Annotated in this window: 15 protein-coding genes and 1 other RNA gene; 7 read left to right on the forward strand and 9 right to left on the reverse strand. The window is 43.4% G+C overall.

Going from position 1 to position 15,801, the window contains the following annotated elements:
- Window positions 1-9 precede the first annotated feature (9 nt).
- Both FM019_RS15970 and FM019_RS15975 read right to left on the reverse strand, forming a co-directional pair.
- Entirely contained in the window at window positions 10-3,057 is a 3,048-nt protein-coding gene (locus tag FM019_RS15970) for an FAD-binding and (Fe-S)-binding domain-containing protein (protein WP_143837036.1), read from the reverse strand.
- Between the two features lie 145 nt (window positions 3,058-3,202).
- Entirely contained in the window at window positions 3,203-4,030 is an 828-nt protein-coding gene (locus FM019_RS15975; RefSeq protein WP_143836952.1) for a hypothetical protein, read from the reverse strand.
- 84 nt (window positions 4,031-4,114) lie between these two features.
- On the opposite strand from FM019_RS15975, the gene FM019_RS15980 reads away from it, so the two are divergent.
- Both FM019_RS15980 and FM019_RS15985 read left to right on the forward strand, forming a co-directional pair.
- A complete protein-coding gene (locus FM019_RS15980; protein ID WP_185969315.1) occupies window positions 4,115-5,053 on the forward strand; it encodes a fatty acid desaturase family protein in 939 nt (312 codons plus the stop codon).
- A gap of 326 nt (window positions 5,054-5,379) precedes the next feature.
- Window positions 5,380-5,598 carry a tellurium resistance protein TerC gene (locus FM019_RS15985; RefSeq protein WP_143836954.1) on the forward strand — a complete coding sequence of 73 codons (219 nt, stop codon included), beginning with the start codon at window positions 5,380-5,382 and terminating at the stop codon, window positions 5,596-5,598.
- Window positions 5,599-5,673: 75 nt separating this feature from the next.
- Here the strand turns inward: FM019_RS15985 and ppsA are convergent, their stop codons facing one another.
- On the reverse strand, window positions 5,674-8,046 hold the full coding sequence (gene ppsA / locus FM019_RS15990) for a phosphoenolpyruvate synthase (protein WP_143836955.1): 2,373 nt from the start codon (window positions 8,044-8,046) through the stop codon (window positions 5,674-5,676).
- A gap of 207 nt (window positions 8,047-8,253) precedes the next feature.
- On the opposite strand from ppsA, the gene FM019_RS15995 reads away from it, so the two are divergent.
- Together FM019_RS15995 and FM019_RS16000 are read left to right on the forward strand one after the other, a co-directional pair.
- Window positions 8,254-9,066 carry a pyruvate, water dikinase regulatory protein gene (locus FM019_RS15995; protein WP_143836956.1) on the forward strand — a complete coding sequence of 271 codons (813 nt, stop codon included), beginning with the start codon at window positions 8,254-8,256 and terminating at the stop codon, window positions 9,064-9,066.
- 10 nt (window positions 9,067-9,076) lie between these two features.
- A complete protein-coding gene (locus FM019_RS16000) occupies window positions 9,077-9,760 on the forward strand; it encodes a DUF2461 domain-containing protein (RefSeq protein ID WP_143836957.1) in 684 nt (227 codons plus the stop codon).
- 11 nt (window positions 9,761-9,771) lie between these two features.
- Here FM019_RS16000 and ylqF read toward each other — a convergent pair whose 3' ends face one another.
- Genes ylqF through FM019_RS16020 form a run of 4 tightly spaced genes read right to left on the reverse strand, consistent with a single transcriptional unit; the run spans window position 9,772 to window position 12,124 of the window.
- The gene (gene ylqF / locus FM019_RS16005) at window positions 9,772-10,758 is read right to left on the reverse strand and encodes a ribosome biogenesis GTPase YlqF (protein ID WP_143836958.1); all 987 of its coding nucleotides are present in this window, start codon (window positions 10,756-10,758) and stop codon (window positions 9,772-9,774) included.
- Window positions 10,759-10,769: 11 nt separating this feature from the next.
- Window positions 10,770-11,342, reverse strand: a complete 573-nt coding sequence (locus tag FM019_RS16010) for a nuclear transport factor 2 family protein (protein WP_143836959.1) — start codon at window positions 11,340-11,342, stop codon at window positions 10,770-10,772.
- 21 nt (window positions 11,343-11,363) lie between these two features.
- A complete protein-coding gene (locus FM019_RS16015) occupies window positions 11,364-11,696 on the reverse strand; it encodes an RnfH family protein (RefSeq protein WP_143836960.1) in 333 nt (110 codons plus the stop codon).
- Window positions 11,693-12,124, reverse strand: a complete 432-nt coding sequence (locus FM019_RS16020) for a type II toxin-antitoxin system RatA family toxin (protein WP_143836961.1) — start codon at window positions 12,122-12,124, stop codon at window positions 11,693-11,695. The genes FM019_RS16015 and FM019_RS16020 overlap by 4 nt, the downstream gene beginning before the upstream one ends.
- Before the next feature lie 127 nt (window positions 12,125-12,251).
- Here FM019_RS16020 and smpB point away from each other — a divergent pair, with 127 nt between their 5' ends.
- Window positions 12,252-12,731 (forward strand): SsrA-binding protein SmpB, encoded by a 480-nt coding sequence (gene smpB, locus FM019_RS16025; RefSeq protein ID WP_143836962.1) that lies wholly within the window; start codon window positions 12,252-12,254, stop codon window positions 12,729-12,731.
- A 47-nt stretch (window positions 12,732-12,778) separates the two neighbouring features.
- Here smpB and FM019_RS16030 read toward each other — a convergent pair whose 3' ends face one another.
- Together FM019_RS16030 and FM019_RS16035 are read right to left on the reverse strand one after the other, a co-directional pair.
- The gene (locus tag FM019_RS16030) at window positions 12,779-13,228 is read right to left on the reverse strand and encodes a nuclear transport factor 2 family protein (protein WP_143836963.1); all 450 of its coding nucleotides are present in this window, start codon (window positions 13,226-13,228) and stop codon (window positions 12,779-12,781) included.
- Window positions 13,229-13,431: 203 nt separating this feature from the next.
- Window positions 13,432-14,670 carry an NADH:flavin oxidoreductase/NADH oxidase family protein gene (locus tag FM019_RS16035; RefSeq protein ID WP_143836964.1) on the reverse strand — a complete coding sequence of 413 codons (1,239 nt, stop codon included), beginning with the start codon at window positions 14,668-14,670 and terminating at the stop codon, window positions 13,432-13,434.
- A gap of 81 nt (window positions 14,671-14,751) precedes the next feature.
- Here FM019_RS16035 and FM019_RS16040 point away from each other — a divergent pair, with 81 nt between their 5' ends.
- Window positions 14,752-15,159, forward strand: a complete 408-nt coding sequence (locus FM019_RS16040; RefSeq protein ID WP_143836965.1) for a MerR family transcriptional regulator — start codon at window positions 14,752-14,754, stop codon at window positions 15,157-15,159.
- Between the two features lie 112 nt (window positions 15,160-15,271).
- Window positions 15,272-15,631, forward strand: a transfer-messenger RNA (tmRNA) gene (gene ssrA / locus FM019_RS16045).
- Window positions 15,632-15,801 lie beyond the last annotated feature (170 nt).

Below are 15,801 nucleotides of genomic sequence, written 5' to 3' on the forward strand. Positions count from 1 at the left end.
GTGTCGTGTTTACGACAAATATTTTAATAATGCTTGAACGGGGTGTAAGGGCTTGTTCCCTTCAAATCGTGCGACCTGGCTACGACAGGAATACCCAGTTGCCAATATGATGTGGTTTGCTGAATTATTGATGGCTTGTTGCCAACTTAGTTCATAAATTCCTTTCGATTCCTCAAAATGCGATGCTTCATGTCCAAAGGTGCCCGCCATGCCGCAACAACCCACAGCGGTTGAACTTAGTTCAAGCCCAAACCAGGAAAATATTGTTTGCCACTGGTTATCATTAGTAGGAATCGCGGTTTTTTCAGTACAATGAGACAACAGGGTGTATTTATCCGCCTCTGCATTCACCTCAGCTTGTTTGATTTTACCTAGATCGATTTTTTGTTGATGAAGCCACTCATTAACCAATAAAACTGAAAAATCTCCCCGTTTATCACCAAGGATCTTGTTATATTCGTCTCGATAACACAGTACCAAAGAACCATCGATACCAATCATAGGCAAGTCGAGTTGACTGACTTGATTCAAGAACTGTGCTGTGTTGGCGGCCGTTTTGGCAAAGCGTTTTAAGAATCCTTTTACATGTTGCGGCTTCCCATTGGGCTTGAATGGTAATACAACAGGTAAAAAATTCAGTTTGGTCAATAAAGCCACTAAGTCTTCAATCAATTCAGCTTCATAAAAACTGGTAAAGGGATCTTGAACAATTAACACTGTTCGCAGCTTTTCTTGATCCGACAATCTTTGTAGCCGCGCCATATTAAAATCGCTATGGTTTTGGTTTTCAAGGCGCTCTTGAAGTGTAGGTGTTGATAATAATGGTGCGTCAACGTAGCCAATGCGATGCTCAACAAGCGACTTTAGCCATGCTTGATTTTGGAAAAAATTAACAAATTTAGGAGCCTTCGCCATCAGCGGGGCCATCATTTCAATATTCGCTACCAAATGATCTTTAACAGGCCGCAGATAACGTTGATAGTACATGGAAAGAAATCGTGAACGGAAACTTGGCACATCGACATTAACCGGACACTGGTTCGCACAGGCTTTACAGGCTAAACAGCCTTCCATCACCTCAAGCACTTCGTGAGAGAAGTCAACATTTCGCGATTTATACCTGGTATTTTGCATCCGTTCGAACCAGCTTGCAGAATCCTCACCCTTTTCAAGTTCGATCACGTCAATGTTTTCTCGACTGAGTAAACGCAACCACTCTCGGACCATCCCAGCACGACCTTTGGGGCTATGTCGACGGTCCCGAGTGATTTTGCTGGAGGGACACATTGGTGACGTCGTATCGTAGTTGTAACACAACCCATTACCGTTGCAACTCATTGCCGGTTCAAAAGCGTCACGCACCTTAATTGGGATCTGGCTGTCAAGATCACCACGCTTTGGGTCCGAAACTTTGACCAATTGCTCCTCGGATTCAAGTGGCGTACAGATCTTGCCTGGATTCATCTTATTAAGCGGATCAAACACCTGCTTAATTTTACGCAACTCAGTGAACAATTCTTCACCAAAAAACGCTGGCGCATATTCACTTCGGTAACCCTTGCCGTGTTCGCCCCACATCAACCCGCCGTACTTAGCAACAAGCGTAACGACTTCATCAGAAATATCCTGCATAAGTGTTTGTTGCGCGGGATCACACATATCAAGGGCTGGACGCACATGCAAAACGCCCGCATCAACATGACCAAACATGCCATATTGCAGCCCTTTTTTGTCCAAAAGGGCCCTAAACTCCATAATAAAATCTGCTAAATTTTCCGGCGGAACAGCTGTATCTTCGGCAAAGGCAATGGGCTTTTGCCACCCTTTGGCCTTACCTAGCAAACCCACCGCTTTTTTTCGCATTGCATAAATTTTGCTGATCTCTTGCGTGTCGTAAGTTAGCTGAAACCCAATAACTCCGTGTGCGCCGGTTTGCGCCGCAGTTCCCAACGAATGACTGAGTTGTTCTATTTTTTGCTCAATTTCTTGCTGATCATTGCTGTTGTACTCAACCATGTTGAGACCGAGCACATCTTTCCCTGGCACATCCTGGATTAGCTCTTTTACGGAATGCCAAATGATATCTTGTTTTGCCAGGTTTAATACTTTGCTGTCGACGGTTTCAACGGATGTGGCATTCGCAGCAACCATATGTGGCGCATGGCGCAACGCAGACTCAAATGAATCATATTTAATATTTACCAACGCTTTATGTTTAGCTATCGGTGTAATGTTAAGTTTTGCTTCACAAACAAACGCCAAAGAACCTTCTGAGCCGGTAATAACACGACTTACATCCAAAATATCAAGGGAATTAGAGACGCAGTTTTCTAAATCATAGCCGGTCAAAAAGCGATTGAGACGCGGGAATTTGGCAAGTATTTTTTGCCGCTTACCCAAACAGGTTTCAATCAATTGTGCAGTGATCTGGCCGTTACGAGTATTTTGTTCTGCAGCCGTTTTTGCGTCATCTATTTGCATCGGTTCGCTTTCAAGCAAGCTTCCGTCTGCCAGCACTGAGGTCAACCCCAAAACGTGATCACTTGTTTTGCCGTAAACCAAAGACCCTTGACCCGATGCATCAGTATTGATCATTCCACCTATGGTAGCTCGGTTACTGGTTGATAAGTCAGGTGAAAAGAAATATCCATGGGGCCGTAACGCATCATTTAACTGGTCTTTCACCACCCCGGCCTGCACTCGCACGTAGCCCTCATCGGGATTGACTTCGATGATATTGTTCATATGACGGGAAATATCTATAACAATACCACTGGTCAAAGACTGGCCATTGGTGCCTGTCCCCCCACCTCTAGGACTGAATTTTACCTCAGGGAAGTCATTGCTGACCCGTCCAATTGTGCATACATCAGCGGTTGATTTAGGAAAGACAACCGCTTGTGGCAGTTGCTGATAAATGGAGTTGTCAGTGGCAACGGCTAATCGACTCGAATAGCCATACTCAACGTCTCCTTCAAACCCTTCTTCCTGGAGTTTTGATAAAAAAGAGCTGTAGTGTTTTTCGAGGGTCGCTTTTGGGTCTAGACTGGGTAACATCGTCACTGCGTTTTAAATCCACGTTTAATCTGAGCATAATGCCATTTCGAATCGGCATTATACCCCGTGGCGATGGTGCTTTGCCAAACAGATTCAATATATTTCATACAACAAATCTATATGCAGGCGAATGCAGATAGGATCATTAATCTTGATCCAAAATGTTAAGCCATGCGGGCTTAATCTGTTGGTAATACGACGTAGAAGTTCGGATCAACCTCTCCCGAGCATTCACATCAATCATTTCTTCTGGCAACCAAGGATCAATGGAGAGCTGTTCGACTAAAAGTCTACCAATCGCAAAACTGCGTTTTAAAATATCATCGTCGGGCAAAGACTCGGTACGGTTCATTTCCTCAGAAATGTAGATTTCAGCATCAACATAAAATTGATTCAACTGGGCTAACGGCCATAATTTCTGGAATCTAACTTGCTGATTGGTGTCCAGTGAGGTCAAAATAGCGCAAACAAAATCATTGCTCTGTGTCGCATTCGATAAATCGTAGCTAACTTCTTGTTGTAGTTCTGATAGATTATTCGGTCTCAACCATCCTAAATTGGGAACAAATTTTAAACCTAATAATTCCATTCGCCGCACTAGGCGCCTAGAGACAGTAATGCTCAATTTTGCGTCAGTAAAACTGACAAGAAGCCAATCTTGTTTCCAGGGTTGGCATCTATATTTAATATCAAGCCAGAACCTTGGCACAACATATGGATTTTGATTTCGCGTTAGTGTGTAGCGTCCATCATCTCTATTTAACTTTCCTTGTTTGGTTTGACGAGATAACGCCATCCTCACCGAAGCTTCTGTAAGCTCTAGATGTTTAGCAATGTTTAAAAATTGTTTGGCACTGAGACTATTGATATCTGGCTGCTGAAAACCTTTTGTGGCACTTAACAACTCAAGTACTTTTTTGTCAGCGCTATCTGCGAGCAACCGTTGATGGGCAAGTTGGTAATTTAACTTCATAACAATTTTATTTCTATACGTTCTGCTTTTGTTATATATTATGAAATATTACAACCCCCATTACGAACAATCGAGGGTATGTGTATGCTCAGGGTATCAGAGTATGTCTCCGCAAAGGAGCTTAAATCCCTATGCCAACTATCCGATTGGCAGGGATGGTATCGTGTTTTTTATAATTATGCATTGATTTACCTAGGATTTTTACTTTTTTTATTTTTACCCAATCCATTCACGTTTCTGATTTCTGCTTGTCTGATTGCTGGACGCATCTTGGGTTTGGGAATATTAAATCACGACGCAGGTCACAACACGTTATTCAAATCATCATTCCTAAATCGTTTGGTTGGGCGTTGGCTGCTAGGCGGATTGATAATAGTTGACTACGATGCGTTTAAAAATGGCCATTCAGAACACCACCGGCTCGCTGGCAGCGGTACGGATCCAGACTTAATTTTGATTCAAAACTATCCGGCCACAAAAGCGAGCATGAAGCGAAAATTCTTTCGAGACCTGTCAGGCATTAATGGCTTAAAAGAGCTTATCTACCAAATAAAGGTCTCGACCGTCGAAAAACGTATTCCTAACATCGTTTCCCATGCGGCCCTATTGAGCTCGCTGATTGCCCTGGGAGCTGGCTGGACGTACTTAACGTTCTGGTTCGGCTTCATATTTATTTATCCGGCATTTACGCGCCTGAGAATTATGGGCGAACATGGTGCTGTACTCGACAACAATCACCCTGACCCAAGAATCAATACGCGCACAACCTATGCCAATGCAATCGAACGTTTGTTTATTGCACCAAATCATGTGAATTTCCATCTTGAACATCATATTCATCAAAACATTCCGGCTCACAATTTGAAAAAAGCCCACAAATTGTTTAAGTCGCGCGGAGCATATGATGGTTATGATTGTGTCGCAAATGGCTATTGGGATGTATTAAAACGCTGTGTGTCAGATAGCAAAGGCCACTCTAACACAGGTGCACATGCGCCATCATCGGTCCCACAACAAAGTTAACGCTGTCGTACTCTACGCTTGTTTAGTTCAAGAATATTGAGCTACATAAATAAATTCTATTGTAAACGGATTCAGTACACAGAATGTTACAAGGTGAAACATCATTTCATTGAGATTTTTCATATACTTAAAAAAAATTCAACTTTGATGGATAATAGTATGCGTTGGCTAATTATTGGCGTTTTATTATCTTGTGCTGTGGCCTGCTACCTAATTGGGAGCGCAAAAGGTATGGGGTTATTCATAGTAACGGGCGTCTTATTTGAATTAGCCTTCTGGCTAAAGATCATTCGATTTAATCGTAAAACCTAGGATAAGAGAGAAACATGAATAAAGTAATTAGGGTGACCCTCGGTGTTCTGGGTGTATTGGTTGGGACGGTTTTTGCTATCTTACCCGGCTCAATTTTATTCTTACTTGGCGGCTTAGTGTTATTGAGTGTTGATTTTCCAGTTGCTCGCAAGTGGCTTAAAAAATGTCAAGATGGCATGTCTATGGGCGCTAAAAAACTCGATAGAATGATCCTCAATCGAAAACTTCGATAACAGTATCGATCAAACCTAAGACACAAAAAAGGCAGGTATTTACCTGCCTTTTTAATGAAACGAACAAATCCAGTATTAACCGTGTTTTTCACCCAAGTATAACCAGGTTTCAACAACTGTATCAGGGTTCAAAGACACGCTGTCGATCCCTTGCTCAACCAACCATGCGGCCAAATCTTCGTGATCTGAAGGCCCTTGACCACAAATACCAACATATTTGCCACGCTTTTTAGCCGCTTGAATCGCCATACTTAGCAGTGCTTTAACGGCATCATCACGTTCATCAAATAAGTGCGCGATAAGACCTGAGTCACGATCTAGCCCTAGGGTCAGTTGGGTAAGATCATTCGAGCCAATGGAGAAGCCATCGAAGATATCAAGAAATTGATCTGCTAGCAGCGCATTGGATGGCAATTCGCACATCATAATCACTTTCAAGCCATTTTCGCCGCGCACCAAACCTTGTTCAGCAAGTAATTCAATGACTTTTTTGCCTTCACCAACCGTGCGAACAAATGGGATCATGATCTCAACATTGGTCAAGCCCATATTATTGCGAACTCGCTTAATCGCTTCACATTCAAGCGCAAAACATTCCCTAAAATCTTCAGAAATATAACGGCTCGCCCCGCGGAAACCCAACATTGGGTTTTCTTCGTCCGGCTCGTATTGATAACCACCAACAAGATTGAAGTATTCGTTTGATTTGAAATCAGACATTCGGACTATCACTCTCTCAGGTGAGAAAGCAGCACCAATGGTGGAAATTCCTTCCACTAACTTCTCTATGTAGTATTCCACCGGTGACGCATATCCTGCCATCATCTCAGAGATTTCTTCTTTAAGCTCTTCCGGTTGATTATCAAAATCCAACAAAGCTTTTGGATGCACGCCAATCATACGATTGATAATAAATTCAAGACGCGCAAGCCCTACCCCTTTGTGCGGTAGACGAGCGAAATCAAAAGCACGATCAGGATTGCCAACGTTCATCATGACTTTTAAAGGAATGTCTGGCATTGAATCAATGCGCGACGTCACAACGTCATATTCAAGTTTAGCGTCGTAGATGTACCCGGTATCACCTTCGGCACACGAAACCGTTATTGTGTCGCCAGTTTCAATAGAATGGGTAGCATTGCCACAGCCAACTACAGCTGGTATTCCAAGTTCGCGAGCGATTATCGCTGCGTGACAGGTTCTTCCGCCACGATTGGTCACAATGGCAGAGGCCTTTTTCATGATAGGTTCCCAATCAGGATCCGTCATATCAGTAACCAACACGTCCCCGGGCTGGATCTTACCCATTTCGTCGATGGATTTGAGTACTTTCGCCACTCCAGCACCGATTTTATGCCCAATCGCTCGGCCTTCGGTAACAACCTTCGCTTTGCCTTTTAGTTGGAAGCTTTCGATGACTTGCATATCTTCACGAGACCGCACTGTCTCAGGGCGAGCCTGAACGATATACAATTTGCCATCGGTGCCGTCTTTGGCCCATTCAATATCCATAGGGCGATTATAATGCTTTTCTATGATTTGCGCCTGACGGGCCAAATCCATCACTTCGTCATCAGTAATTGAGAATTGCATGGATTGCGACTTGTCCACGTCAACAATATCGACTTGTTTACCGTGTGACAGGTCGGTTGAATAAATCATTTTGATTAATTTACTGCCAAGATTGCGACGCACAATTGCTGGTTTGCCGCTATCTAAGGTTGGCTTATGCACATAAAATTCATCTGGGTTAACTGCACCTTGCACAACCATCTCACCTAAGCCGTAAGAGGATGTGATGAATACCACGTCTTCAAATCCAGATTCTGTGTCGATGGTAAACATAACGCCAGAAGAGGCTACATCACTGCGCACCATTCTTTGAATGCCCGCAGATAAGGCAACACCTTTGTGATCATAGCCTTGGTGTACGCGATAAGAAATTGCGCGATCGTTAAACAATGAGGCAAAAACATGTTTGATGGCAACGAGTACCGATTCATAGCCTTTTACATTCAGGAAGGTTTCTTGCTGCCCAGCAAAAGACGCATCAGGCATATCTTCTGCGGTGGCAGATGAGCGCACAGCAAAAGATGCTTCGTCTCCGGCATCACCCTGAAGCTTTTCAAAGGCGGTTTTAATTTCTTCTTCTAGAGCAGGCTGAAACGGTGTTTCTATTACCCAGTTGCGGATTTTGTCACCAGCTTCGGCAAGTGCAGCAACGTCGTCAACATCAAGTGAATCAAGTACCTCATGTATTCTCGCTTCTAGACCACTTTGCTCTAAGAACTCGTTAAAGCCATAAGCTGTGGTAGCGAAACCACCTGGCACCTGTACCCCTGCATTTGCAAGGTTTGAAATCATTTCTCCCAATGACGCGTTTTTACCACCTACGCGGCTAACATCGTCCATTCCCAATTGCTCATACCAAAGTACATATTCTTGCACTACGTTAACCCTCTAATGTGTAGTCAGATGCGTGCTTACTAAAAAGCGTGTGTGTTTTATGCAAAAAAAGTCTTCAGACAGGTGCAGTATAGTTTAATTTTGTTCACCTTCTGGCTTTTTGCGTCAGGGATTTTAGAATGGTGTAAATGTGAATGTAAAATTTAATTTAGTTCTGTAATTAAATAACAACAATGTTAAGGAAATGTAGTGCGCTCAGCTTTTTACATATCAGATGGCACAGCCATTACCGCAGAAGTGTTTGGCCACGCTTTGCTGTCACTTTTCACCGTGGAATTTAAGCATCAAACGTTTCCATTCGTAGAAACTGAACAACAGGCACATGAGGTGCTGCAAAAAATTTCTGAAAGTTTTCAAGACAGTGGACAGCGACCTTTGGTCTTTTACACTATCGTTAATACTGAAGTGCGCAAAATCATCGCCAAATCAGTAGGAATAAACTACAACTTCCTCGATCAGTTTGTTGCCCCCTTGGAAAAGGCCTTGGGTGTGCCTTCAATGCCAGAAAAGCACCGAACCCATAGCATTCACGAAAAAACCTATGATATTCGAATTGATGCAGTGAATTATGCTTTGGCAAATGATGATGGTTCGAACATAAAAGACTACCACGAAGCTGACATCATTTTATGCGGGGTGTCCCGTTCTGGTAAAACACCAACGAGCTTGTACCTAGCACTGCAATATGGAATTAAAGCAGCTAATTATCCGTTTACAGAAGAAGATATGGGCGATGTACTGCGATTACCTCCCGCACTGAAGCGATTCAAGAAAAAGCTGTTCGGATTAACCATTATGCCTGAACGACTTCATCAAATACGCTCAGAACGACGGGCAAATAGCCGTTATGCATCAATGCAACAATGCCGAATGGAGTTGCGCGAAGTAGAAAATTTGTATCGCAAAGAGAAAATCCCGTTTCTCAACAGTACCAAATTTTCAATCGAAGAAATGTCAGCGAAAATACTCTCGCAAACTGGCCTGCAACGTCGCAAATATTGAGGAATGACCGATGTTTAAACATTTTGATCCGAGCTTAATGTCGTTTTTGCGAGAATTGGCTAAAAATAATGACAAAAATTGGTTCGCTGATCACAAACAAGATTACGAAGACAAAGTGCGAACCCCTGCCCTGGCATTTATAGAAGAGATGGACTCGTGGATCAGGATGATCTCACCGCATTACGAAGCAACGGCAAAAAAGGTCGGCGGCTCTTTGATGCGAGTTTACAGAGACGTGCGCTTTTCAAAAGATAAATCACCGTATAAAACCAACGTTGGCATTCAATTCCGTCATGAAATTGGAAAAGATGTGCATGCACCTGGATTTTATCTTCACATCGCGCCTGAAGAATTATTTTTGGGCGTGGGGACATGGCGCCCCGAATCCAATGCGTTAAAAGCCATTCGCGATCACATTGTTACTAAGCCTGGACCATATGAAGACGCCATCTCCCACGAGCCCTTTACCCAGATGTACGAATTAGCAGGTGAAAAATTAAAACGCGCACCAAAAGGATTTGACGCCGACCATCCGCTTATCGAAGAAATCAAAAGAAAAGACTTTATCGGCGTTTGTTACTTGGATGAATCCATCTTGTATGAAGGCAATTTATGTGAAGAAGTCGCTAAACGATTTGGACGGGCGCAACCTTTGCAGAAATTTTTGTGTGATGCCTTGAAACTTCGATTCTAAGCTGCAGAAACTCAACGCCGTCTGCGTTTTTTATTCCCGGAGCGCTTTTCAGCCTTTTTTTCGCGCTTGTCTGGGGTTTCGGAGCCGTCTTTAAACCGTTGTTTTCGCTCCTCTTTTTCCAACTCTTTTTGTGCCAGACGCTCTTGAACTTCTTGCTCCTCCACCTCGATCATATCCGGAGACTCAAGGGTAATTTGCCCTAACATACCCGAGCGCAATTCATTGACTAAGACCTCACAAATTTTGTGCAAATTTACTTTGCCGCCACTACGTAATGCTCCTCGTTTAGCTGCTGCGGCTTCAAGAAATTCAATTTCAGTTTCTGGCAATTCATCTAATCCGAAACGCTCTTGCATAAGCTCGGGATAAGCCTTAATAAGGTAATCTGCGAGATAGAAGCCTACGTCTTCATAGTCCATTGCGGTGTCTTTTATCGCTCCTGATGCGGCAAGGCGATAACTACTATTGGGATTTTCAATTTTGGGCCAAAGAATTCCTGGTGTATCAAATAAAACGATACCGCTGCCTAAATTAATCCGCTGCTGAGCTTTAGTGACGGCAGGTACGTTACCGGTTTGTGCAATAACACGATCAGCAAGAATGTTGATCAGAGTGGACTTTCCTACATTCGGAATACCGACGATCATGGTATTAATGGCCTTAATACTGGCGTCTTTCTCGGGTAACATTTTGCGACATAAATCGGCGATTTGTTTGGTTTTTGCTGGATTTTCGGTAGTGGTGGGAAAGGTCTTAACACCTTGCTCTTGTTCGAGGTAAGTCTGCCATTTGGCGGTCATCTCTGGGTCAGCCAAATCTGTTTTGCTTAAAACTTTTATACAGGGCTTTTCACCGCGCAAACTTTTAATCGCGGGATTCTCGCTAGAGTATGGAATGCGTGCATCCAGCACTTCAATGACCAAATCGACATTAGGTAGAACCTGTTTGATTTCTTTTTGGGCTTTGTGCATGTGCCCGGGATACCATTGAATCGCCATAATTATCCGTCTTAATAAACTTTTGTTGTGGGCAACTCATTAAGGTTTTCGCCGCCGATGAATGTTTCTTTTGGAGTGTAGTTAATCCAGTCGTACTGTTTGATAATTTTACCTTGAGAGTTATATTCTTGCCATATGATAAAACGCCATGGTCCCATTGTTTGCCCATGATATTTAAATGGTAGAAAAACCCCGCGTGTGACGACTGTGTTACCTTGTATAACTTGTTCTTTTACCTGCAACGAATCCGTACCGATAAGTTCGACGTTTCCGACATCCCATTGATAAAACCCACGAATTGCTGCGTGTCCCGAGACCACTTCACCGTAGACTAAGTCTTGCAATTGGGCATCCGGGGCGTAAAAAGTCATGAATTGGTCTAAGTCATTTCTGTGTGTATAGACTTCAAAAAACGATTTTGCATTGCGCTCTATTTCACTTGTTTGTTCGTCTGCAATTGCCGCAAATGACATTTTGTTTTGGTCTATCGTTGATGCCGTGTTTTGCGTTTTTTTCGACGTGCATGCGGTCAAGGTGCAAATAAAGAAGCTCACAGTGATGAGTGTTATTTTGACTTTAAGCATTGATATTGCCTACTCCAAAACCTACTTGTTTACCCTGCCGCCAGTCACCTTATTGGCACGCCCTTCATTTTTAGCCTTTTCAGCACGGAGCCTTCTCACTTCTTTTGGATCAGCAATTAGCGGGCGATAGATTTCTATGCGATCGCCATCTTTGGGCATGTCGGTTAACTTGCATGCGCGATTCCATATGCCAGTTTTATTGACGCTGAGATCAATCTCTGGGAAACGGCGTGCGATACCTGAAGATTGGATGGCCTGTTCCACTGTTGTGCCCTGCTCTATCACCACTTTCAATAACGCTTGTTTGTTGGGAAGTCCGTAGGTTACTTCTACGGTGATTTGCTTTTCCGTCACAGGTACACCTCTTTGGCTCTGGCCGTAAACGCATTAACCATATTTGTCGCAATACTGTTAAACACCTTTCCAAACGCCATCTCGGCCAATTTGCTAGAAAAATCGAATTCCAATTTTAGCTCTATTTTACAGGCATCTTCTGCTAAGGCGGTAAAAATCCATCCTCCTGATAAATGTGAGAATGGGCCTTCAACCAGGTTCATTTTAATCGAATGACCCGGTTGCAGTGCATTTTCCGTCGTAAACCACTGGCGCACACCTGCTTTGGAAATCAGTACTGAAGCTTTCATGGATTCATCGTTTTGCTCTAGCACTTTAGTTTCAGCGCAACCCGGTAAAAACTGAGGGTATGCCGCGACGTCATTGACCAAATCAAACATCGATTGTGCGCTAAATGCGACGAGTGCGCTACGATGAATTTGCGCCATTAATACTCCGAATATTTCGCCTAATATAATTCCAGAAGTCTAACATGAAACCCAGTAAGGTTTTCAAATTCCACTATTTTTTAACCCAACTAAAGACAAACCAACGTTAACTGATATAATCCGCGGCATGAGTAAAAAGAAGTCAAAATCAAATCAGAGCAATACCATTGCTCTGAACAAAAAAGCCCGTCATGAGTATCACTTGCAAGACAAAATTGAAGCAGGTGTCGAACTACAAGGATGGGAAGTCAAAGGTATTCGAGCGGGCAAAGTTAATTTGACCGATAGCTTCGTATATATCCAAAACGGTCAAGCCTACTTGCAGGGGTGTAAAATCAGCCCGTTAAACCAAGCGTCGTCTCATGTAATTTGTGATCCCGACCGCCCCAAGCGCTTACTCCTTCACCGCAGAGAAATCGACCGGTTAATGGGTGCGCGAGAGCGTCAGGGCTATTCTATTGTGGCAACAGCTATGTATTGGAAACAATGCTGGGTGAAGGTAGAGATTTATCTTGCCAAGGGTAAAGATGCCCACGATAAGCGCGACGCGACCAAGGACCGTGACTGGGCAAGACAAAAAGAGCGGATGATGAAACACAAAGCCTAACAGCGTTGAAACCTTGTGTAGGTATCCAAATAGACAATGAGATCTGGCTAATGCCCGTAGCTTAATACACGGGTAATTTTCCAGCCTTTTTCGGATTGCTTCCATACGTGCACAAATTCAAATGTACCGCAATCAGGTTTGCCATTTTCGGTATGGCAAAATTGGTGTTTGCCTTTTTGGATCGCGCCATATTCGGGTACAGGATAGACTTCTGTGCTGCCTTCAACCAAGGTTCGAATCGGACGGTTAGGATTGGCAAACATGCGCGCTAAACTGTCTATCGTACCTCGATAGTCTGCTAAACCAGCCGTGTCATGATAGAACTCCAAATCTTCATCAAAATACTGCTTTACACCCTCTAAATTAGCGTCGTTGGCTGAAGCGAAAAGCTTTGAATCGAGCGCCATGATCGTTTCTGTCAAGTCATCGGCAGCGACGTTAAGGCTGGAAAAAGAAAACACACCAGTAAGAAGAATGGAAATAATAGAACGTTTCATAAATGTACTCCGAGAGACAATGTGAAGGGGTTGTTTGTGCAACCCTATCAGCTCAGGAAATTTTATAATGTGAAGGTTTGTAACAAGGTGTTTGGGGCAAAATTGTCCATTGTTTACAAACCACTACGAAGCGATAAGGGGCGAGCCAATCACTGTCCCCTTCCATCATAATTGCCGTATCGTTCTCTGTAGGATCCCGAATATCAAGTTACCTCGTTTTGATATTGTTTACGATAACGTTTAGTTAATTTGGCAGACCGTAACTGATCCAAAATTAACGAATAAACAGGTGAAGCGTCTACTTTCACGCCCTTACCTGCCCCTAAAAGCCTTAATTGACGTTTGACTAATGCCATATTCGCAAGCCCACTGAGCGTTTTATCTTTCCATGCGACTTGAGGAATAGTCCCCACTACACCGGGAACATGTTGCCAATGATTTGGCAGTTCAGGATTAAATGCCAACGCCGATGCCAGCCCTACTAACGCAACACCAGAGTCGATCACCTGCTGGGCGATAGGCAACCGCTTAATGCCACCCGTGGTCATTATTGGAATGCTGCTTTGCTCGGCAATTTTTGCCGCAAACTCTAAAAAGTACGCTTCTCTTGCCAAAGTCCTTTGGTCTGCAGTTCGACCTTGCATGGCAGGTGCCTCATAGCTTCCGCCAGATAACTCCACTACGTCGACACCAAAGGGTTCCAGCATCTTGACTACATTTAATGCATCGTCGACATCAAAACCACCCCGTTGAAAATCAGCGGAATTTAACTTCACCGCGACAGCAAATTCACGGTCACAATTCGCTCTCACTGATTTAACCACTTCGAGCAACAAGCGAGCACGGTTCTCAAGGCTACCGCCCCACTGATCTTCTCGTTTGTTGGTCAAGGGTGATAGAAACTGTGCTAGCAAATAACCATGTGCTGCGTGAATTTCAACACCATTAAAACCAGCTTCTTGCGCTCTTTTCGCGGTAACAGTAAAACGTTCAATAACGTCTTTAATCTCCTCCTCGTTCATGGCTTTAGGCTGAGTGAATAAATTTGAGTGCTTACCCATATTTAACGCAATATCAGACGGTGATAACACCTTGCCACCCATTTTTTTAAAAACCTGACGACCCGGATGATTAATTTGCATCCAGATATGTGTGCCATTTTGTTTGCCAATTTGTGCTAATTTTTTAAAAGGTTCCAGATTTGAATCTTTTTCCAAAGCAACACCACCTGGACCTGTCATCGCTAAATGATCGATCATCACGTTACCCGTTATGATCAAGCCAACGCCGCCTTTCGCCCATGCGTCATACAAGTTAAATAGCGCCTGATCTGGAAGCTGTTGTGCGTTGGCCAGGTTTTCTTCCATCGCCGCTTTAACCAATCGATTTTTTAAAACCCCACCACTTGGCAACGTGAAACTGTCATAAACATTAGCTGTCATATTAAGAGCCTTTACAAATTAATTGGCAACATCATAACCTTTAAGTTAACTTTAAGGTCAACACACGAGATGAGAATAATTATGCGTATTGGAGAACTGGCGTCAAAAAGTGGCGTACCCACCAGCACTATTCGGTTCTACGAACAAAAAGGCTTGATGCCCAAAGTGCCTCGCAGAGCCAGTGGTTATCGAATCTATGACAATGATGCATTGGATCGGTTACAACTGATTAAATTCAGCCAGAGCCTGGGCTTTTCACTGGATGAACTACCTAAATTAATTGACAGTGAAGGAGGTTGTGACCATGAGCAATTAATGAACCGACTTATACAAAAACGAGCTGAAACCGCAACGTTAATCGAACAGTTACAGACTCAACAACTTCATCTGAGTATCCTTATCGACAAATTAGAAGATACATGGAAACAAGAACAGTGTTTACCACAATCCGAATTAGCCAATATCCTCAATCAGACTAAATATCAGTAAAACATACCTAGGTACTCAACTTACCTTGAAAATCTTTTTTTCAGCACAATATTATTCTTTAACGGCAATGTGTTATCATTGCCAGGTTGGTGCGTAATGCACCACCAAGCTTGGGGCTGATTTTGGATTCGACAGGATTCGGGATGCCCGAGGTGCATGCAGAGGTGCGGTTTGCCTCTTTAAAAAGCCGCAAAAAAATAGTCGCAAACGACGAAAACTACGCACTAGCAGCTTAATAACCTGTATAGGCCCTTCCACTTCAGCCGTCGTCTATTCGTGAAGGTTTGGAAGGTCATACTAATAGACTAGCGAGGGAAACTTGTCTGAGGTTGAACCGCGAAATAGTATCAGGCCAGCTATTAGAAATCCTGTTTGTCGGAGTTCAACATAGTTAAATAAAAGACAAAATAAGCATGTAGTACCAACGGTTGAAGCTTTCTGGACGCGGGTTCGAGCCCCGCCAGCTCCACCAAATAAACGTTCGAGAAGAACCGAAAACCCTGACAAAGCCATTTAAAACGGTGATTATCAGGGTTTTTTTATGGACATCTATTCGAAACCGTTCGTTGACATCCTGTAATCCCTCCAAAAAGTCGGAGCAGTTTTAAGTAGAAATTCCCGTTAAACTAAAACGAAGGAGTT

Source organism: Aliiglaciecola sp. M165, from assembly GCF_007197995.1.
GTDB lineage: Bacteria > Pseudomonadota > Gammaproteobacteria > Enterobacterales > Alteromonadaceae > Aliiglaciecola.